Origin of the sequence: Bacteroides sp. 224, from assembly GCF_010500995.1 — a bacterium.
Classification (GTDB): domain Bacteria; phylum Bacteroidota; class Bacteroidia; order Bacteroidales; family Bacteroidaceae; genus Bacteroides.
This window is the reverse complement of record NZ_QVMK01000019.1, coordinates 22,824-44,178: the sequence shown is the minus strand read 5'-3', so window position 1 is coordinate 44,178 and position 21,355 is coordinate 22,824. Positions and strand designations below refer to the sequence as shown.

12 protein-coding genes are annotated in these 21,355 nt (G+C 40.4%); 8 read left to right on the top strand and 4 right to left on the bottom strand.

The genetic code is table 11. The features are described from left to right. Positions 1 to 50: 50 nt before the first annotated feature. From D0T60_RS10410 to D0T60_RS10390, 5 genes are all read left to right on the top strand, one after another. On the top strand, positions 51 to 596 hold the full coding sequence (locus D0T60_RS10410) for an NUDIX domain-containing protein (protein ID WP_163218123.1): 546 nt from the start codon (positions 51 to 53) through the stop codon (positions 594 to 596). A gap of 61 nt (positions 597 to 657) precedes the next feature. Beyond that, the gene (locus D0T60_RS10405; RefSeq protein WP_163218122.1) at positions 658 to 3,684 is read left to right on the top strand and encodes a tetratricopeptide repeat protein; all 3,027 of its coding nucleotides are present in this window, start codon (positions 658 to 660) and stop codon (positions 3,682 to 3,684) included. 5 nt (positions 3,685 to 3,689) lie between these two features. Beyond that, positions 3,690 to 5,561 carry a TonB-dependent receptor gene (locus D0T60_RS10400; protein WP_163218121.1) on the top strand — a complete coding sequence of 624 codons (1,872 nt, stop codon included), beginning with the start codon at positions 3,690 to 3,692 and terminating at the stop codon, positions 5,559 to 5,561. 205 nt (positions 5,562 to 5,766) lie between these two features. Further along, on the top strand, positions 5,767 to 8,115 hold the full coding sequence (topA, locus tag D0T60_RS10395) for a type I DNA topoisomerase (protein WP_163218120.1): 2,349 nt from the start codon (positions 5,767 to 5,769) through the stop codon (positions 8,113 to 8,115). A gap of 39 nt (positions 8,116 to 8,154) precedes the next feature. Beyond that, positions 8,155 to 9,717 carry an ATP-binding protein gene (locus tag D0T60_RS10390; protein WP_163218119.1) on the top strand — a complete coding sequence of 521 codons (1,563 nt, stop codon included), beginning with the start codon at positions 8,155 to 8,157 and terminating at the stop codon, positions 9,715 to 9,717. 18 nt (positions 9,718 to 9,735) lie between these two features. On the opposite strand, the gene argS is transcribed toward D0T60_RS10390, so the two are convergent. After that, complete coding sequence (gene argS, locus D0T60_RS10385) at positions 9,736 to 11,529, bottom strand: arginine--tRNA ligase (protein WP_163218118.1); 1,794 nt, start codon at positions 11,527 to 11,529, stop codon at positions 9,736 to 9,738. Between the two features lie 541 nt (positions 11,530 to 12,070). Between argS and D0T60_RS10380 the strand changes: the two genes are divergently transcribed. Further along, positions 12,071 to 12,898, top strand: a complete 828-nt coding sequence (locus tag D0T60_RS10380) for a hypothetical protein (protein WP_163218117.1) — start codon at positions 12,071 to 12,073, stop codon at positions 12,896 to 12,898. Between the two features lie 51 nt (positions 12,899 to 12,949). Here D0T60_RS10380 and D0T60_RS10375 read toward each other — a convergent pair whose 3' ends face one another. Together D0T60_RS10375 and D0T60_RS10370 are read right to left on the bottom strand one after the other, a co-directional pair. Beyond that, complete coding sequence (locus tag D0T60_RS10375; protein ID WP_163218116.1) at positions 12,950 to 14,164, bottom strand: hypothetical protein; 1,215 nt, start codon at positions 14,162 to 14,164, stop codon at positions 12,950 to 12,952. 25 nt (positions 14,165 to 14,189) lie between these two features. Beyond that, complete coding sequence (locus D0T60_RS10370; RefSeq protein ID WP_163218115.1) at positions 14,190 to 19,652, bottom strand: alpha-2-macroglobulin family protein; 5,463 nt, start codon at positions 19,650 to 19,652, stop codon at positions 14,190 to 14,192. An 88-nt stretch (positions 19,653 to 19,740) separates the two neighbouring features. Here D0T60_RS10370 and D0T60_RS10365 point away from each other — a divergent pair, with 88 nt between their 5' ends. Next, on the top strand, positions 19,741 to 20,088 hold the full coding sequence (locus D0T60_RS10365) for a WYL domain-containing protein (protein ID WP_163218114.1): 348 nt from the start codon (positions 19,741 to 19,743) through the stop codon (positions 20,086 to 20,088). A 566-nt stretch (positions 20,089 to 20,654) separates the two neighbouring features. Beyond that, positions 20,655 to 20,984: an outer membrane beta-barrel protein gene (locus tag D0T60_RS10360; protein ID WP_163218113.1), complete on the top strand. Its 330-nt coding sequence runs from the start codon at positions 20,655 to 20,657 to the stop codon at positions 20,982 to 20,984. Between the two features lie 63 nt (positions 20,985 to 21,047). On the opposite strand, the gene D0T60_RS10355 is transcribed toward D0T60_RS10360, so the two are convergent. Continuing rightward, positions 21,048 to 21,320 carry an HU family DNA-binding protein gene (locus D0T60_RS10355; protein ID WP_163218112.1) on the bottom strand — a complete coding sequence of 91 codons (273 nt, stop codon included), beginning with the start codon at positions 21,318 to 21,320 and terminating at the stop codon, positions 21,048 to 21,050. Between the last annotated feature and the right edge of the window lie 35 nt (positions 21,321 to 21,355).

The window sequence follows — 21,355 nt, the reverse complement described above, 5'->3', positions numbered from 1 at the left end:
GCAAAGGTATCGTTTTATTCTATATCTTTGCAGCCATAACCTGATTAACAATGAAACATCCCTTAGAACAATTTGTCTATTGCCCCAAGTGCGGCTCTAATAAGTTTACTGTTCACAATGAAAAAGCCAAGAAGTGCCATGCCTGTGGTTTTGTGTACTATTTTAATTCTTCGGCAGCTACGGTAGCCTTTATCGTCAATCACAACAACGAACTACTGGTTTGCCGACGGGCTAAAGAACCCGCCAAGGGAACACTCGACCTCCCCGGAGGCTTTATAGATATGGCGGAAACAGGCGAGGAAGGAGTCATCCGCGAGGTACTCGAAGAAACCGGATTAGTAGTAAAAGAAGCTATCTACCAATTCTCCCTGCCTAACCTTTATATGTATTCCGGCTTCGAGGTGCATACTCTGGATATGTTTTTTGTATGCAAAGTAGAAGATACATCCCACATAAAAGCTATGGACGATGTAGCCGACACCTTCTTTCTGCCTTTAAATAAAATACAGATAGAAGAGTTTGGGTTAGGTTCCATTCGTAAAGGATTGCAAAAATACATTAATTCATTACTCTCTAATGATAATACCGAATGGTAATTTTCAATTTTCAACTTTCAACTTTCAATTTAAATTGTACTTTTGTGAAAACTCTAAAGATATGAAAGATAGAATTTTACGTTTCATTTGCATCTCTTTTTGTTGCCTTCCGCTTGTAGGGTCGGCACAACTAACAGGAAGAGTTTCGTCTCCCTCCGATCTTTATAAAGAAGGACGAGAAATGTTCCTCCAAAAAAACTACACAGTGGCGGCTCCTTTATTAAAAGCTTTCGTAAAACAAACAGCTACGAACGACCACTTGATGGAGGCCGAATACATGCTTACCAGCCTTGGATATGAATTGCAGGATAAGAACTGCATAGAACAGATAAATGCCTATCTGAATAAATACCCCGACAACCCTTATAGCAATCGGCTTTATGCCCTGATGGCTTCTGCCTATTTCTTTGAAGAAAAGTATAATGAGGCATTGGCTATGTTTGGCTCCTCTCGTCTTGAATGGTTGGGTAATGAAGAGCGCGATGATATGACTTACCGTAAAGCCATCTCTTACCTGTCGGTAGGTAATGTAAGTCAGGCCGCCATTTGGTTTGAAACCCTGAGGGGTAGCAGCAGTAAGTATAATAAAGATTGTTCTTACTACATAGGCTATATACGCTATACACAAGGACGCTATGAGGAAGCATTGACCGCTTTCCTTCCCTTGCAGAATGACGAGAAATACAAATCGTTTGTACCATATTATATAGCAGAGATTTATCTGCAACAAAAGCAGTACGACCAGGCAATGAAAATGGCAAAAGATTATCTGGAAGCTCCTTATGCATCTGTTTTTCCCGGCACTACGTATGCCTATGAGATGCATCGTATTCTTGGTGAAATATATTATACCGGAGGCGATTATAACAATGCACTTACTCGCTTCGATAATTATATGGCCGAAACTCCGCAACCTCAACGCAGTGCTCTTTATATGCAGGGAATGTCTTACTATCAAACCGGAGTTTACTCTAAAGCTGCTTCAACACTTGGAGAAGTAGTAACAGTGAGCGATGCCCTGACGCAGAATGCCTATCTACACCTCGGCCTTTCTTATCTGCAACTTATGGAGAAGAATAAAGCACGCATGGCCTTTGAACAAGCTGCCGCCTCCAATGCCGATATGAAGGTAAAAGAGCAAGCCGCTTACAACTATGCGCTTTGCATACACGAAACCTCTTTCTCTGCCTTCGGAGAATCGGTAACGGTGTTTGAACGCTTCTTAAACGATTTCCCTCATTCTGCTTACAAAGAAAAAATCAGTAGCTACCTGGTAGATGTTTATCTGAATACCCGTAGTTACGAAGCTGCCTTGAAGTCTATTGAGCGGATATCCAAGCCAAGTACTCAGATAATGGAGGCAAAACAGAAAATACTGTTTCAGTTGGGGGCTCAATCATTTGCCAATGCTGCCTTTCCACAAGCCATCGACTATTTCAATCAGTCCATCGTTTTGGGAACATACAACAGGCAGACTCATGCCGATGCTTGCTACTGGAGAGGAGAGTCTTACTATCGCCTTGATAAGATGCAAGAAGCCGCACGCGATTTCTCGGAATACCTGAGATTGAATAAGCAAACCAATGCAGAGATGTATACCTTGGCTCATTATAACCTGGGCTATACAGCTTTCCAACAAAAACACTACACACAGGCATTAACCTGGTTTGAGAAATATACCCGTTTAGAGAAACAAAGCCACAACAATACTACGCTTGCAGATGCTTACAACCGGGTAGGCGATTGTTACTTCTATGTGCGTAATTTCGGTGAAGCCAAGCATTACTACTCGCAAGCAGAGGCTTTGGATACTCCTGCCGGAGATTATTCTTTCTATCAACTGGCATTGGTATCCGGTTTGCAAAAAGATTATGCAGGGAAGATCACATTGCTGAATCGTTTGACCGGGAAGTATCCTTCTTCTCCGTATTTGGTGAATGCTATTTATGAAAGAGGGCGCTCGTATGTACTGATGGAGAATAACCAACAGGCTATTCTGGCATTCAATGAATTGGTAGAGAAGTATCCCAATAGCCCCGTTAGTAGAAAAGCTGCCGCAGAAATCGGATTGCTATATTATCAGGATGGAGCTTATGAGCAAGCCATCGCCTCCTACAAGAAAGTGGTACAGGAATATTCGGGAAGCGACGAAGCCCGTTTGGCCATGCGCGACCTTAAATCCATCTACATTGATATGAATAGAGTAGATGAGTTTGCCGCATTGGCTGCCTCACTTCCGGGAAACATCCGCTTCGATGCCAGCGAACAGGATTCACTAACTTATGTAGCTGCCGAAAGAGTATATGCCCGTGGAAAAACAGAGCAAGCCAAAGAGAGCTTTGAGAAGTATATTTTAAGTTATCCGGAAGGAGCTTTCGGCTTGAATGCCCATTATTACCTGACTTTGATAGCTAAAGAGCAAGGCAGTTATGATCGGATCTTGCTTCATACAAGCAAACTGTTGGAATACCCGAACAGTCCGTTTACCGAAGAAGCTTTGATAATGCGTGGAGAAGTTCAATTCAACTCAAAACAATACAAAGAAGCGCTGTCTGTTTACAAACAACTGAAAGAGAAAGCGGCTACCCCGGAACGCAGGTTACTGGCCGAGACAGGCATTCTGCGCACTGCCTATTTGCTGAAAGAAGATGTGGAAACCATTCATGCCGCCACCGCTTTGCTTGCAAACCCCAAGTTAACTCCCGAATTGAGCAACGAAGCCACCTATTATCGCGCCAAAGCTTACTTGAACCAACAAGCCGGACAAACTGCTATGCCCGACTTGAAACTCCTGGCTAAAGACACTCGCAACCTATATGGTGCCGAAGCCAAGTATTTGGTAGCCGAGCAGCTTTATAAAGAAAGGAAATACCAAGATGCAGAGAAAGAGCTATTGAACTTTATCGACATGAGTACACCGCATACTTATTGGTTGGCTTGTGGTTTTATACTCTTATCGGATGTATACGTGGCAATGGGCAATACGCTGGATGCTCGCCAATATCTACTTAGTTTGCAACAAAACTATGAAGGCAACGATGGCATAAAGAGCATGATTGAAAGCAGACTGAAAAAACTAAAGAAATAATGGTTATGAGATTCAAACTTACAATGATAGCTGCTTGTGTTTCGTTAATGGCACAGGCACAAACCCAGCCCGATACTACATTAAATCGTACTGTAGTAGTAGAACAGGAGTATAATCCGAACATCATGGATGCTCGCAAAGTAAACGTAGTACCCAAAGTAGACGAGCTGACAGTTACTCCTCGCAAGGTAGAGTATGATGCAGTGATTAATCCGTCGACCTCCATTCCGGGCGGTATCATGGATGCCTATACAGGAAAAGAAAAGCAAGAGAAAGATAAACCGGGATATGTTCGCTTAGGTTATGGCACCAAAGGTAGTCTGGATGTTAGAGCCAACTACTTATTCAATCTTTCTGCAATAGATAAACTGAATTTGTCTTTTGCGATGGATGGGATAAATGAAGAAGTAGATTTGCCATTTAATAAAAAGTGGGATCGTCATTATTATAAGACCAAAGCAGGAATAGACTATTTGCATAAGTTCTCGTGTTTAGATATGAATGTTACAGGGAACTTTGGTTTGAGTAATTTCAAACTGAAACAGGTTGATGTTGTCAATCGTAAGAAGTTTACTTCGGGAGATATAGGTATTGATATTGCTTCAACTGATAAGGAGTTGCCTCTTCAGTTTAAAGCAGGGATGAAGTATTTGAACTACTCGCGTGCAAATAAATTTCCAAGCTATTACTATGCTGACGAAGCCGATAGCGATTTTCAATATTATGATATTCCCATGCCCAGTCAGGATAATATAACAGAAAATATGTTGCACACGTATGCTGATGTATGGGCAAGCATTGATGAATTTCAGTCTGTTGGTATATACGGAAGATTAGAGAATAAATTCTATAACTTTGATGAATATAAGAATGGTTCCTCTTTGGCATTAAAACCCTATTATCAGTACACAAACGGAAATTGGAACTTAAAAGCAGGCATCAATATTGATTTAGGTTTTGGATTTGGCAAGAAGATACAGATAGCTCCGGATGTAAAGGTAAACTATATTTTTGCAGATAAATACATACTTTATGCGCAAGCTACAGGAGGAAGAATTAGAAATGATTTTCGTAATCTGGAGTCATTTAATCCTTATGGAATGTTGATTGAATCGTATCCATTTTATAATGATGACATACGTTTCTTTCATGCTAACCAACTTGAAGACGGTTTTGAGCAAATAAATGCAAATATAGGATTCAAAGCAAGCCCATTTAATGGCTTTTGGCTTAATATATATGGAGGGTTTCAAAAGATTAAGAGTGATTTAGGTTATGGACAAGATTTTATAATAACAGAAATGTATACGCCTTCTATGATATATGATAACTCCTCTTACATATTCATGTCGAATATAGACACTCGTAATTTTTATGCAGGTGCACAATTTAATTATGACTATAAAGACTGGTTGTCCGTATCTTTAGGAGGAAAGTTCTATAGTTGGAAGGAAGGAAAGAAAACATGGCATTCTTATATCGGAATAGAAGATGTACAATGGTGGAAGTATACAAGAAATGAAATACTACTAATAAAACCAACTCACGAATTGAACTTTCAACTAAATATTCGGCCTATACCAGCATTAGATATAGCTATCGGTTATGAATATATGAAGAGAGAGGAAACCGGCGAAAAGAGTATTATTGAAGAACAAGGTACTGCTGGACATGGTAACCCTCCTGGTTGGTGTTGGTATCCGGGCTATAAACCCTCCTCCATCAACAACCTCACCCTTGGTGCCACCTATCGCCTTTTCAAAGATATATCTGTTTATGCCCGTGTTTCGAACCTGCTTGATAAAGAGTATGACTATTATTTAAGTTATCCTTCGCCGGGCATTAACTTCCTTGGTGGTTTAAGTTTCAAATTTTAGCTATCGACAGTTGGAGGAAATGCTACTGGCAATTGAGTAAAATGCTACTGACAATTAAAGAGAGTGCTACCGGCAAATTTTAGGTAGCACTTCATCATAAACTCGTAAAAAACTCTTTTTTTTGCAAAAAACAGTAGAAACTCTATATATTATAAGGTGAGAATGATGTTTTTTTCTACTTTTGCCGCCTGATAAAATATATGTTATGCAGAAAAATCTTGTTATTGTAGAGTCTCCTGCAAAGGCTAAAACGATTGAAAAATTCTTGGGGAAAGATTATAAAGTGCTTTCCAGCTACGGTCATATACGCGATTTAAAGAAGAAAAATTTTAGTATTGATGTGGAGAATGACTTTACTCCACAGTATGAAATACCCGCAGAGAAGAAGAAATTGGTAGCCGAATTAAAAGCAGAGGCTAAAGATGCAGAAATGGTTTGGCTCGCTTCCGATGAGGACCGCGAGGGAGAAGCCATCTCTTGGCACCTATCTGAAGTATTGAACCTGGACCCGACTAAAACCAAACGCATCGTATTTCATGAAATCACGAAAACGGCTATACAAAAGGCAATAGAAAATCCACGTTCCATAGATATTAATTTGGTGAATGCCCAACAAGCACGCCGCGTACTCGATCGTATTGTAGGTTTTGAACTCTCTCCGATTTTGTGGAAGAAGGTAAAACCCGCACTATCTGCCGGACGTGTACAGTCGGTAGCCGTGCGCCTGATTGTAGAACGCGAACGAGAAGTACAGGCATTTAAGAGTGAAGCCTCTTATAGAGTAACCGCTATCTTCCTGGTACCCGATACAGATGGTAAGTTCGTAGAAATGAAAGCAGAACTTGGCCGTCGTCTGAAAACCAAGAAGGAAGCACAAACATTCCTCGAATCTTGTAAATCTGCGGCATATACTATCGAAGATATTACTACCCGTCCGCTGAAAAAGAGTCCGGCCGCTCCATTTACTACCTCTACGTTGCAACAAGAGGCAGCTCGTAAGCTCGGTTTTACCGTAGCTCAAACCATGATGGTGGCGCAGAAACTTTATGAATCAGGACGAATCTCATACATGCGTACCGACTCGGTGAACCTTTCGGAAGATGCAATCTCAGGAAGTAAAGATGCCATTACTAAACTGATGGGCGATAATTACGTAAAAATCCGCCATTATGCAACGAAGACCAAAGGAGCGCAAGAAGCTCACGAGGCCATTCGCCCTACTGTAATGAGCAATCAGAATGTAGAAGGTACCGCACAAGAAAAGAAACTATATGACCTGATCTGGAAACGCACCCTTGCCTCGCAAATGGCAGATGCGGAAGTAGAAAAAACAACCGCTACCATTGGCCTTAGCAACGGACAAGATAAGTTTGTAGCTACCGGTGAGGTAATTAAATTCGATGGTTTCCTTCGGGTATACAAAGAATCTTTTGATGATGACGTAGAACAAGAAGACGAAAGCAATCTGTTGCCTCCTTTGAAAAAAGGTCAGGAGCTGAACTATCAGGAAGTTTCTGCCACAGAACGTTTCACACAACGCCCTCCGCGATATACCGAAGCAAGCCTTGTGCGTAAATTGGAAGAGTTGGGCATCGGACGTCCATCAACTTATGCTCCTACCATCTCTACCATTCAGCAACGTGAATATGTGGAGAAAGGAGATAAACCCGGCGAAGAACGCTCTTACAATGTGCTTTCTCTGAAAAAGAACGAAATAGAAGATGCCACCCGCAAAGAAACGGTAGGTAACGAAAAATCGAAATTATTCCCTACCGATATAGGTATTGTGGTGAATGATTTCTTGAATCAATATTTCCCCAACATCCTCGACTATAATTTTACGGCCACCGTCGAGAAAGAGTTCGACGAAGTAGCCGAAGGCGAAAAAGAGTGGACAGCTATTATGAAGGATTTCTATACAGGTTTCCATCCATCCGTAGAGTCAACCTTAGCCACTAAGTCGGAACATAAAGTAGGAGAGCGTATATTGGGCGAGGAACCCGGAACCGGTAAGCCCGTATCAGTGAAAATCGGTCGTTTTGGTCCGGTTGTTCAGATTGGTTCGAGCGACGATGAAGAGAAACCACGCTTTGCTCAAATGAGAAAAGGATTCTCTATGGAAACCATTACGCTGGAAGAAGCGTTGGATCTGTTTAAATTGCCTCGTAACCTGGGAGAATTCGAAGAAAAAGAAGTGACTGTGGGAATAGGGAAGTTTGGTCCTTATGTACGCCATGACGGCAAATACGTATCACTTCCTAAAGGTACGGATCCTATGGAAATAACACTGGAAGAATCTATTGAACTGATTCACGCCAAACGCAAAGCAGAGGCCGAAAAAGTGATAAAGAAGTTTGAAGAAGAACCGGAACTTGAAATCCTGAACGGTCGTTATGGCCCGTACATTGCCTATAAGGGCTCCAATTATAAAATACCTAAAACTGTGGTTCCGCAAGATTTGAACTTGGCTACCTGCATGGATATTATCAAATTGCAGGAAGAGAAAGCAGCCACTGCTCCTAAACGGGGAGGACGGTTTGCGAAGAAGAAATAAGAACTGAAGAAATAAGAAGGTAGGAGGGTATGTAAGCGTATGAGTACAGTATCACGTAAGCTTCCCATAGGGATACAGACTTTTGAAAAACTCCGCGAAGAGGGGTGTCTGTATGTTGATAAAACTGCATTGATCTGGCAGTTGGCTTCTACCCCAACCCCTTATTTCCTGAGTCGCCCCCGGCGGTTTGGCAAAAGCTTACTGATTTCCACTTTCGAGTCTTACTTTCAAGGTCGTAAAGACTTGTTCAAAGGTTTGGCCATTGAGCATCTGGAAACAGAATGGAATGAATATCCTGTGCTGCATCTTGATTTGAATGCCGAGAAGTATGATGCTCCCGAACGTTTAGGCATTATATTGGAGTATCATTTAGCACAATGGGAAGCATTATATGGTGCTAATAAGAGTGAAGATTCGTATTCTACCCGTTTCAGTGGCATCATTCGCCGTGCATACGAACAAACCGGGAAGGGGGTAGTTGTGCTTATTGATGAGTATGATAAGCCCTTGCTTCAATCCATATTAAACGAAGAACTAACCGAAGCATATAAACAAACCCTCAAAGCCTTCTACGGGGCACTGAAAAGTGCCGATCGCTACCTGCGTTTTGTATTCCTGACCGGAGTTACTAAGTTTGCCCAAGTCAGTGTGTTCAGCGACCTGAACCAGTTGCAAGATATCAGTATGTGGGAAGATTATGCCGAATTATGTGGCATAACCTCTAAAGAACTGACAGATACTTTCCAACCGGAATTGGAGAGATTAAGCAAGCGCAATGAGCTGACATTTAAGGAAACAGTTGATAGGATGACTGCCATGTACGATGGTTATCACTTTCATCAACAAGGTGAGGGGATGTTTAACCCATTCAGTGTATTAAATGCCTTAAAATCGGGTGCGTTTAGTCATTACTGGTTTCAAACCGGTACACCAACCTATCTGGTAGATTTACTCAAGCAGAGCGATTATGATTTGCGTTTATTGATTGATGGCGTAGAGGTAGATATAGACGGATTCTCGGAATATCGTGTAGATGCCAACAATCCGCTTCCGATGATTTATCAAAGTGGTTATCTCACCATAAAAGACTATGAAAAGACGTTTGGAATGTACACATTGGCTTTTCCGAATGATGAGGTGCGTTATGGATTTATAAAATTCTTAGTGCCCTATTATACAAAAGTCACCAATGATGAAACAGGTTTCCATATCAGTCATTTTGTAAAGGAGCTTTTATCTGGTGATGTATCTTCCTTCGTTGAGCGTCTCAAAGCCTTTTTTGCAGGTATCCCTTATGAACTGAGCGATCAAACCGAAAGACATTACCAAGCTGTTTTTTATTTGATATTTCGCCTTATGGGACAATTTGTTGAAACTGAAGTACGTAGTGCCAAAGGGCGTGCCGATGCTGTGGTGAAAACCAAAGATCGTATTTATGTCTTTGAATTTAAGCTAAATGGAAGTGCCGAAGAAGCTCTTCGGCAAATAAATGAAAGGGGATATCTCGAACCCTATGCGATGGATTCTCGGGAGAAAGTAAAAGTTGGTGTAGACTTCAACAAAGAGGAGCGAAATATTAATCGCTTCCTCGTTGAAGTGTGATGTAGTTTATTCCCTCAATTACATTCTATTAGGAACCTCAATCCCCAGTAATTCCATTCCAAGACGAATCACCTTCGCTATATTCGCTGATAGGGCTATACGGAAGATCTTAATATCCGCATTCTCTTCGCGCAGAATACTATAATCGTGATAGAATTGGTTATACTCCTTCACTAAATCATAAATATAATTAGCAATGATAGAGGGGCTGTAGTCTTCTCCGGCTTGTTTTACAATCGTAGCAAAGTCGGCTACCATTTGTATCAATCCCATTTCTTTTTCGCTCAATGATATTCCTGTGGGCAGTGCTGCTGGTATAGTAAGTCCGGCTTCATTAGCTTTGCGCAAAACAGATTGAATACGTGCATAAGTGTACTGAATAAACGGACCGGTATTGCCATTGAAGTCGATAGATTCTTTCGGGTTGAAAGTCATATTCTTACGTGCATCCACTTTCAGGATGAAGTATTTCAAAGCACCCATACCTACAATACGGGCAATGTTGTTGGCTTCCTCTTCGGTGCAGCCATCCAGTTTACCCAACTCTTGAGAGGTTTCTTTGGCAGTGCTTACCATCTCTTCTACTAAGTCGTCGGCATCCACTACTGTTCCTTCGCGAGATTTCATCTTTCCTTCGGGAAGCTCCACCATTCCGTAAGAGAAGTGCACAAGACCTTTTCCCCAGTCGAAACCTAATTTGTCGAGCAAGATAGATAATACCTGGAAGTGATAGTTCTGCTCATTTCCTACCACATAAATCATTTTGTTGATAGGGTAATCGTCAAAACGAAGTTTGGCAGTACCAATATCTTGCGTCATGTATACGGAAGTACCATCGGCACGCAACAGTAACTTATGATCCAGTCCTTCTGCAGTGAGATCTGCCCATACCGAGCCATCTTCTTTTTTGTAGAAAAAGCCTTTATCTAATCCTTCCAGTACTTTATCTTTTCCTTCGAGGTATGTTTCCGATTCGTAGTATATTTTATCAAAACCTACACCGAGTTTCTGATAAGTTTCATCAAACCCGGCATATACCCAAGCGTTCATCATCGACCAAAGTGCGCGTACTTCGGCATCACCGGCTTCCCACTTCACAAGCATTTCGCGTGCTTCGTTCATAAGGGGTGAGGCGGCTTCGGCTTCTTCTTTGCTCATGCCTTTTTCCATCAGTGCGGCTACTTCGGCCTTATAATGTTTATCGAAAGCCACATAATAGTCGCCCACTAAATGGTCGCCTTTCTTGCCCGATGATTCCGGTGTTTCTCCGTTACCGAATTTCTGCCAAGCCAACATCGACTTACAGATATGTATACCGCGGTCGTTTACAATATTGGTTTTCACCACTTTATTACCATTGGCCTCCATGATATTAGCCAGTGCTTTACCCAATAGGTTGTTGCGCACATGCCCCAAGTGAAGAGGCTTATTGGTATTAGGCGATGAATATTCTATCATCACCAAAGGCGATGATTCCGTAGCAGTAGTGATACCATATTGTTCATTGGCATGGATGGTGTTTAATAACTCTATCCAAACGCCGGATGCTATGCTTAAGTTCAGGAAGCCTTTTATTACATTGTAGGCAGCAATAGCCGGTTCGTTATTCTTAAGAAACTCTCCAATCTCTTGCGCTGTTTGCTCCGGGCCTTTCTTTGATATTTTAAGGAAAGGGAAAACAACCAATGTAAGGTGTCCTTCAAATTCTTTTTTCGTTTTCTGCAATTGCACTTGTGCGGCAGCTACGTCCTGTCCGTAAAGTGTCTTTATCCCGTTCATAACGGAATTTATGAGTTTTTCTTCTATATTCATGGTTGTTCCTAATTATCAGAGCGCAAATTTAGTGAAAATAGCCGATAATGGAGGAGATTGTGCGGAAAAGGTTTCATTCATTTACTTAATAACTCACCACAGAGGACGCAGAGGACACGGAGCTTTAATTTTCCTGTGGCATCGTAATTTAATCCTCTGTGTACTCTGTGGTGCATGATTACTTTATACTATTTGTTATCATCTACTCATTATCAATGAATCCTCCTACGGGGATTTGTGGTTGTATAATTTGTTTTCTATTGATATGAATGCCCTACGGGCAAGTGAATGCAATATGGTGTGCACATCTAATGCCCATCGGGCATTCATATCAATAGAAAAGCATACCAAAATTAATTCATAGTATGAGAAAATCCTCCTCCGCCCTTTGGGCACCTCCCCCTTGCAGGGGAGGAATTCCTGCGGCATCGACTCCTCCCCTGCAAGGGGGAGGTGCCCAAAGGGCGGAGGGGGGGTAATGATATAAACTAATTCTGAATACCTACTTACCATTCATTAGAAAATAACTATATTTGATGTTATGAAAAAGTGGATATATAAAATACTAACAGTAGCAATGGCTGTGAATTTAGTTGGCTGTAGCGATAATAATAGCGGAGATACACCATACACTTACCCTCCGCGAGTGGGAACTTCATATATACAGCAAATTATTCCTATGGAAAGTTTGGACTCTTATCTCTATTATAATTTTGAGGTTGATGAAGCTGAAAAATATATATACTATACCAAAGTAAAAAAGACACAAGCTGACTGTATGTATGCTGTTTCCGATGGAATTGCTTTTGTGGTTCATCCCGTACCACTTGTGCAAGGTCATGGAATAAGTGCTACATTAGAGGATACACCAGAAGGCAGATACTTTAGAGATTTTGTTGCAGGTTTGGGTGATAATGCTTGTGAAATTCCATTCTATCCACTCTCAGTACTTTGTGATGCCAGTGTAACAGATCCATCTGTAAGTAGTATGACAATTACCTGTGATAAATCATTCTCTGCATTGATGCTCGCCGGAACAAATCTTAATAGCTTATTTCGATGTTATTTTGAAAATCCATATCTTGTGATAGCAAATTCATACAAGCAGCCTGTCGGAGATAATATATACAAAGTTGATACAGCACCTCATTATTCTCTTGCATTTCCATCTGCTGTTGTGGGTTCTCGTTTAGATGAAATAGATTTCTCACAAATTGTGACAATAGGTGCAACGTGGATTCTGGAGCTTACAAGCGCACCAGAAACCACAGATACCTATACATTCACGATATCTGTGAAGAAAGAAAATGGCGAAACACTTAGTACGCAACTCGCCCCAATACAGATAAAAGGGAGTAATGACATATAAGTAATATACGAACGAATCTATAATGACGCAACCTTGTTTTAGAAAGTTGCGTCATTCTTCTTTCTTCCTAACAACAATTTGTTTGTGGCCACTTTTCATTTGCCGTATATTAATTGTTTGGATAATATCTCTTATAGCATCTAAATCATCATAAGAAGCGTCTACTTCCTTTTGAGAGTCCTTTATTTTTAGGCTGTAGTTTTTGTAATAATCGTCTGTACTTATGCAGGCGAGTTCTTTGAATATCGGACGTGAATATCCTCGGATAAACTCTTTGACGAGCGTAAATTCATACTCTTTGCTGCGCATGAAGATAACTCCATTGGGGAAATTCAGTTTATCATCTTTATCAATCCGGATAGATGCAATTTCTTGAGTATCAATACTACCAAGATCTTCCTTTGTATTATCAAGATAAATCAATGCTTCCGAAGTGTTTCTTTTGTTGAGCGGATATTCTTTATCGTAGAAAATATAAATATCGTTTTTCCTTGTGGGTTCGAAGTCTGTAAAAGTCCAGCTAACCACATTGTTTTTCTTCTTATATCCCGAAGGTTTTATCTTCTGTATTTCTTTTTGGGGAATATCGTGTATTTTTACGCGAATAGTTGCCTTGCCAATCGTTTGGTTCCATCCTGCGCCTGTATGTAGCAAGTAGTTGAAAAAGTTAGATTGCTTGTTGGCTCCGGCCGGCAGAGAATAGCGCACCTTAATCCTACGGGTTTCTCCTTCCGGAAATGTGGTGTGCCAAATGTACCAGGGGGTAATTGAAAGATCGGCCATATCTCCAATTACAACCTCCTCCGATGGCTTCCCAATTAATTTTGCTTGTTTAATACTGTCTTCTTTCAGAATATCTCTCTTCAATTCATGGAGAGGTTTATTGGACTTACTTACTTCGTAAAAATCGAAACCAACTATTTTGACATCCTCTATAGGTTGATTATCTACCCAAACTTTAAACCGATCGCCTTCGTTTTTTTGTCCAATAAATAAAGACCTCTGCCAACCATAGTAGAAGTCCATAATGGGGAATCCTATTTCTACGGTTTCTGTCTTCCCAAGGTTTTTCATTTCAAAAAGAACCTCAACAGTAGAACCGTTTTTATAAAGATCTACCGAAACGACTTCCGATACCATTCGTACAGAAGTTGAACCAAGAGGGCTTAGGTTGGGTGCCGATATTGGATTAGGAGCAATGTCTGCTTTGGCAGATAAATAGAATAGAAATAAAAGGAATGGTAGTGTTGTTTTTATTGTATGCATAGAATAAATGTATTAAATGATCTGATTATTTCTCCACATATACTCTCTCCGAAGGTGCGTATGATACAAATTCGGGAGAATAGGTTGACTGTACACTTGCTAACCCGGATTCATAGCTGCCCGATCTATTTACATAGCAACTATACTCCAATAAATGAGCTCCCTGATTCATTGATTCGAGGAAGAAAAGAGTAGATGTATCTTTTGTTTTTTTGTAATAACCAACCTTTCCTGCATATCTATGTCCTGAGCTTTGCTCAACCGGTTCGAAGCAGGCTGCCCGTTGATCTTTCACCTGAATGAAATCCATCGGGCGGTCGGTAAAGAGGGTGAGGCGAATCACTACTTTATCTCCTACCTTTAAAGAGGTTTCGTTGGTTATGGGAATAAGTTTCTTTTCCGTTTCCGATACCTTTTCTAAAAAGAGTTCTTTCTTAATAGTTAAAGCTTCATTATCTTTAAAGGTGGTGCGGATGCTTTTTAAAGATTGCATAGATATACTTCCCCAAGCCAAGCCATTGTCTTTCTTCTTTACAGTAATAGACTTTGTGTTGGCAAGTAGAACAGGATCGTCAACAACCTCTTTTATATAAGATAATCCGGGCATTTTGTTTTTGTCTGCCGGTTTGGTTGAGATTGTTTTATTGCCCAATTGAAGCTCTACATCTCCTTGATTGTCAAGCGGATTCTCTCCCCTATTCAATAACGCATAAATTGCATCGACGGTGGCTATCGGGGAGTCCCATTGCTGCACTTGCTTTTGCTTCAATAGCCATATTTTCATTTGTTCAATCACTTCGGTGTTTCCTTCGATAAGATCTATGGCTTCCATAACGGCCACGTGCATTGGAATTTTAATATCCTTAGAGTAGCCATAATAGCCTTTTAGTGCAAAGTACATCCCTTGCTCTTTCGTTTGTACGGCATATTCTTTCAACGAGGCAATAAGTGCGTGCGCTTTTTCCTTTTCTCCGGCTTTATAAAGAGTGATGGCAATTTTTGCCTTAAGGCTGAGTGGTCGGACAAAACTACAATAATCGACATTGCTGATCTTAGCCATGAGATGGTTATATATGCTCTCATTCTCTTTGGGGATGGTATCATTAGATATGGCTATCAGGTACAAATACTCTATATCCTGATAGGAAAGAGGGTAAATTGTTTGCTTCTTTATTTCTTCTTCCACAATCTTTTGCCTGTATTTACTGCGAATCACCGAATGTAAATACCTAAAGGCAGCATTTCGCATGGTGAGTATTTCATCGGGGAGTGCTTCGCCCGTTATGGATTCTAAGCGTAGCAACATTTCTACTATCCGGCAAGTAACGCTTTGATTGCCTTTCATGCCTTGAAACCATGTCCACGATCCGTCATATAACTGTAAATTCTTCAGCTTTGCTATAGTGGAGGTTTGGGTTTGTATATCCGGTTGAGTTTTTGCGATATGTGCAGTAAGTGTGTTGGCATAGTAGGCGGCTGCCTGAGAGATGGCATCTTCTTGAGCCGGTTTTGTTTGTGTAGGCAATGCCTGAACGGCATACCATGCCGGGTTTCCGGTAAATTCTATGGTGAGGCGGCGATTCTTTGCTGCAAGCGTATCTCCTTCCAGCAATGGAGTTAGTGAACACTGATATGTTTGCTTTCCCTGAGTCGTAACAGACATGGTTTCGACCACCGTTTCTTTGTTGCTCAATACCGGAATGCGGTGTTGTTCTCCATCGCTAAAGCCCTCTGCGGAAGCAATCATGCGAACACCTACTAAGTCGTATTCATCAGTAGGGGTAAAAGGAAAAGTTACCGTGCTCTTTTTACCCGATGCAGTGGTGAAGTCTTTTTGTTGAGTAGCTATCACCTCCTCTGTTTCCGGATTGAATAGCGTGAATGTAACTATTCCGGATACATCTTTCTCCATCAGGTTGGTTACGGCTGCCGTAAGCGTAGTTTCATCGCCTGTGCGAATAAAACGCGGTATGTTTGAAGTTAACATAAACTCTTTCTGAGAGATGATTTGACCTTCGATGCTACCTGTTTGCATCTGTTTGGTATGTGCAAATCCAAGAAATCTCCAGCTTGTCAAACCTTCGGGAAGGGTGAACGAAAAGACTGTTTCTCCCTCTTTATTTGTACGCAGAAATGGATGGAAGAAAGCTGTTTCTTTGAAATCAGAACGAAGAATTAAGGGTGCTGTGTCGCCGTTCTTATTGTTGCCATCTTCCTTTTTTCCTAATACACTTTGTAGTGATTCGCTGTTGCTGGTATCGGCAGAGAAATTAGAGCGAGATACAGTTGTGCATGATGCCAGAATGCTTAATGCCCTTTTGCCATAAAACTCTCCGCCTAATATATTTCTATTCCAAAAATGATCATATTCCGTAGAAGGTATTTTGATATAACTTGTGTTTTCGAATCTAACGTCAACCCGATTCGAGTTAAAGCGATGGCTGTTATAATACCAACCGAGATGTGGTAGCCTGTTGTATCGGTAGTGCCAGGGCATCTGCCAGTTTCGGTTATAACTTCTTATTTTGTCTAAAGAGGCATCATACATCATGGCCAATAGTTCGGCACGCACCGGTTTTCCGTTCGCATCTTTTATACTGAGTTTCCACTCTTCCTCCTGTCTGGGCTTAAGTTTGTCGCGGAAAACCTCCCAAGATAGTTTAAGATCTTTAGATGGAGTTTTTTTCTTGAAATCAATATCTTTATTATATACTTTTCCGTCTTTTACAAAGGAGAGGTGTACAGTGACTTCCTCTCCATACACTTCTTTATAAGGCAAATCGAACCGAAGCAGGGTGTCCGAGAGATGAATAACCCGATTATCGTGAGTCTTCTTTTTGCTGACAATATCCATTTGCAGGCATACATCTTTTTGGGAGGTGCCTACAATGAATGATATAGGTTGTTTCTTGTCATAATTCTTGTTTATTACATAAGTCCATAAATGGGAATGGATAACGGGTTTTGTATCTTTAAGAGAGAATAATATCATCGTATTTTCATCAGAAACCTCGTGTCCTTTTTCATCCTTTCCTTTTAGTACTACTTTGTAGGCTCCCGAGGGATATTCTTTTAACTCATTCAGGTTCATTGCTGTGCCGGAAACGAAACTCCCGGTAAGAACCGGCTGTGCAGTTGTTTTTGCACTATAATCGGTATAAGGGCAAATCTGATAGGTGCCGGTGGTTTTAATCGGTTGCGCATCCCAGTTGGTGGTTTGTATGGCAATTTTTATGCTGTCGTCGCGATTAATCCAACCAAAGAAATTAGAATTGTAGGTGAAGAAATTTTGTTTTACATACTTTCGTGTTTCTGATGTTTGTGTTTCTCCGGTGATGTGGGTTGCTGTTGCTTTAATGGAGAATTGTTTCCTTTCTCCTGTTCCATTGACGTCTGCTTTCAAGTGTACTGGGATATAGAAATCTCCATTTTTATTTAAGGTTACTTCACCGGCTTTAAAGAGAGGTACTCCGTTATAATTATCACCCGTAATTTGATAATGCACGGATATTTCTTCGATAGGAACTCCGCTAAATGTTTTTACATTGCCTTGCACTAATATGGAGTCGCCTATCCGATAGGCTTCTTTCTGCGGAAGAAATGTAATGTTGAATGATGGCCTTTTGTATTCTTCAACCTTAATATAAGCGCTTCCGTCTTCGCATCTCAGGTAGTACTCTTCTTTATAATCATCGGTTGGGAGTGTAAACTCTGTGGCAAATGAGCCAAATTCGTTTGTCTTCAGTATTTTCTCTGCAATTGTATTTCCTTGAGTATCTTGAAGAATAACCTTATGCTCTTTTCCTTTTATTACAGATATTTTGGGTGAATGATTGTACACAATTCCTTTTACATACACCGTTTGCCCCGGGCGGTATATTGCCCGATCGGTAAATAGTTCTATGCCGATTTTTTTTTCTTGAGTGCCTGTTCCATATCTGCGGATATTCAGCAATGCCATGTGGGTATCGTTTCCTTTTTCTGCTTTTATATATGTCAGATTTCCCCATCGCACTTGGGCTTTACCGGTTTTATCGGTTTTCAGTACTTCTTTTTCCTGATATTTTCCTTTTTCTGCCTGATAACAATACACTGTGGCATCCGGAACCGGTTCTCCTGTTTGTTCATCTACTACCCATACCTCCAGTAAGCTATCGGGCAGATGGCGAGATAGTATTTTTAGTCTTTGAACCGTTAGTATTTCTTCTTCGGTTTTATAGCCCTTCCGGTCGTTGGCTTCTATGGCTATGCGATAAAGGCCTTCCGGAGGGGTCTGAATGGTTATGGTGGTGTCTTTATTAATATAATCGCCTTTATTAATTAGCCGGATTTCTTGCGTACTTATTTTCTCGGAAGGTAAATTGGTAAATGTTCTTTCGTCATAATGCTTTATATTAAAAAGTTCCTCTTTATTGTTGGATGTGATTTTATATAAGTGAATATTAAATTTATCAAGGTTGTAATAAGTAATATTAAGCGCAAAAGGCATACCGGGATAGGCAGATTGGTTGAAATGAATATTCAGTTCGGGCTGAGTAATTTTTAATATTAGCCGTTCCACAGCCGGGATGCGTTTATAATCGGGAAATCTGCTTTGTAGCTCTTTACATATTTGCAGGGCTTCTTTGTTTCTTTTTCTTTCTATGAGCTCTTGAATCTTTGCTATGTACACTTCTACAATCAACTCATTTTGGTGGTTGTCGGTAATCAGTTGTTCCAGGCTTTCTAAGTAGCTTTCCGAGTGAATCTTTTGGTAAAGCAAAGGTGGATTTTCTCCTTTAATCTTTTCCAGCATAAGCAATAAGGCAGCATCTTTATTCTTTCTTTGGGTATATAAATCAATCGCCTTGTTGTAACATTCGCTTATGAAGGGGTAAACATCTTTATCTGCCAAGGCAGCTTCTTGAGCTGCTTCCATACAGTAGAAAAAAAGAATATGGTATAAATCATGATCGAAGTAGAGCCCAAAGTCTCCCTTAGCCGTAAATGGTTCGTAGTCTTCGGTACGGGTATTTAATAACGTTTCGGAGTTTTGCAAAGCAGCGTTTATATGGCTAATAGCTTTCTCTATAAGTGCTTGGCTGCTCCATTGCCAGAGTTCTTTAGATGGTTTTCCGTAAGATTCTGTTTTGTCTATATACCGGCAATAGCCGTATGCAAGGATTGTATTTAAAATGGCTGCATCAATGGGTTGTTTGGTTTCTGCTGCCCACTTTTCCATAAATTTTAAATTTGAATAAATGCTATCGGGCGATAGTTCTTCTTGCGTCATACGTTTTGCCGTATACGCTTTAAGCACTTGAGGAGAGTTTTTCTCAGTTAAAGCTTTTTGGAGGATTTGCTCTGTGATGGATATATATGTTTGTGGAAGCATTCTGGAGGCTTTCATGGCTTCCAACCAAAGCTCGTCATAAGATTGTGCTTGTGTATTTAAAGAGAATAAAGAAAGAATCAGGCAGAATGTGGCAAATCGTATTTTTGTATGCATAGTATTGAATTTGAGGATGTATGAACGAAGATACAAATAAAAAGAAACAAAATTTAAGCAGACTCTTTATTTTTCTGCAAAAACTTTTTTGAACCGTCGCTTTAATGAACTAATCAATGCCATCCGGAAATCGGTGGAAATAGAGATTGAGTATGATAAATACACCACTCCCGATTCTCGAAGGGTAAGGAGAGTGCAACCGTATGCTTTGCGCGAGTTTAGAAACAGGTGGTATCTGCTGGCGGCGGAAGTAAGCGCTTCAAATCAAGCAGGCAATAACCTTAAAATATGGGGACTGGATCGTATCCGGAAATTAACTCACACAAACCGGACATTTCAAAAGGATACTACATTTGATATGAAAACAATCTTTGAACACTGTTTCGGTATTTATGCAAACAAAGAAATACTTTCTTCCGCACTACATAAGGGATAGCCATCTTCTATAAAATCTATTTAGAGGTTTAACTGATTTACATTTTCGTTTTGCTGCAAAACTTGTTACCGACCAGTACTGATGGGGAGAACTTTTTGCGGCAAAACGAAAATGTGTATTGCGCAAACTAATGTTTATTGGTGTAATATTGTTCAGCTTTTTATAAATCTGTTTGTTTGTGGAGTGATTTCAATATGAAACCGGTTCTGCTGAAAGGTCAGACTTAACGCTACATTAGGTCGGACCTTTTCAATAATTAGGTCCGACCTTTTGCCTCGTTAGGTCTGACCAAACTGAATTCTCAGTTCTTCTTATTTGGTACAATCAAGTATATGATTGCGATAAACATAGGTGCGCGTACCTTATTAATATAGATGTATTTGTAAGGATTGCTTAAGTGTATACTTAATGGTTGCAAAGGTATATACCTAAGGGTCGCTTAAGTGTACACCTAATGGTTGCAAAGGNTTACAGACTGCTTAGGTATATACCTTTGTATCTTGTGAATATATGCCTACAGAGTGCCAAGGTGTGTAGGTTGAGAGGGTAAAGGCATATAGGTTGAAATGGTAAAAGTATATAGTGGAGAATGGCGTGGTAATTATATGATTAATTCCAAACAATTATATACCGACGACAGATCCTACGCCTATTTAGATATGGGGTTGAGTGGTAAATTCTTAAAAAACCGGAATTTGAATATTTCGCTTACTGCTAAAGATGTATTCGATTCCAGAAAGTTTGAGCTGACCCGATATTATAGTAATATAGTTAGAAACATCCGAACATCAAGAAGTTTTAGTCAGGTTATGCTGAGAGCCGTATTCTATTTTAGTGGGGGCGCTAAGTTCAACCGGGAAGCGAGCGAGGACCCGAATGATACATCAAGGTTTTAATAAAAAGAAGAGCACCTTCTTACCCGGTGCTCTTCTATTTTTTATTTTACTTTCAATCTTAGATTACTCAATAACTGCTGCCAACTCGCTTCCTGCTTTAAATTTAGCTACTTTGCAAGCGGGAATAATAATTGAGGCTTTGGTTGTTGGGTTAATACCTCTTCTTTCGCTTCTTTTTCCTACAGAGAAAGTACCGAAGCCTACGAGAGACACTTTTCCACCAGATTTTAAGGTATCGGTTACACTAACAATAAAAGCATCCAATGCTTTTTTTGAATCGGCTTTGCTTAAGCCCGATTCTGCAGCAATTGCGCTGATAAGTTCTGCTTTGTTCATAATTCAGTAAATTGATTAAAATGATATAATTATTA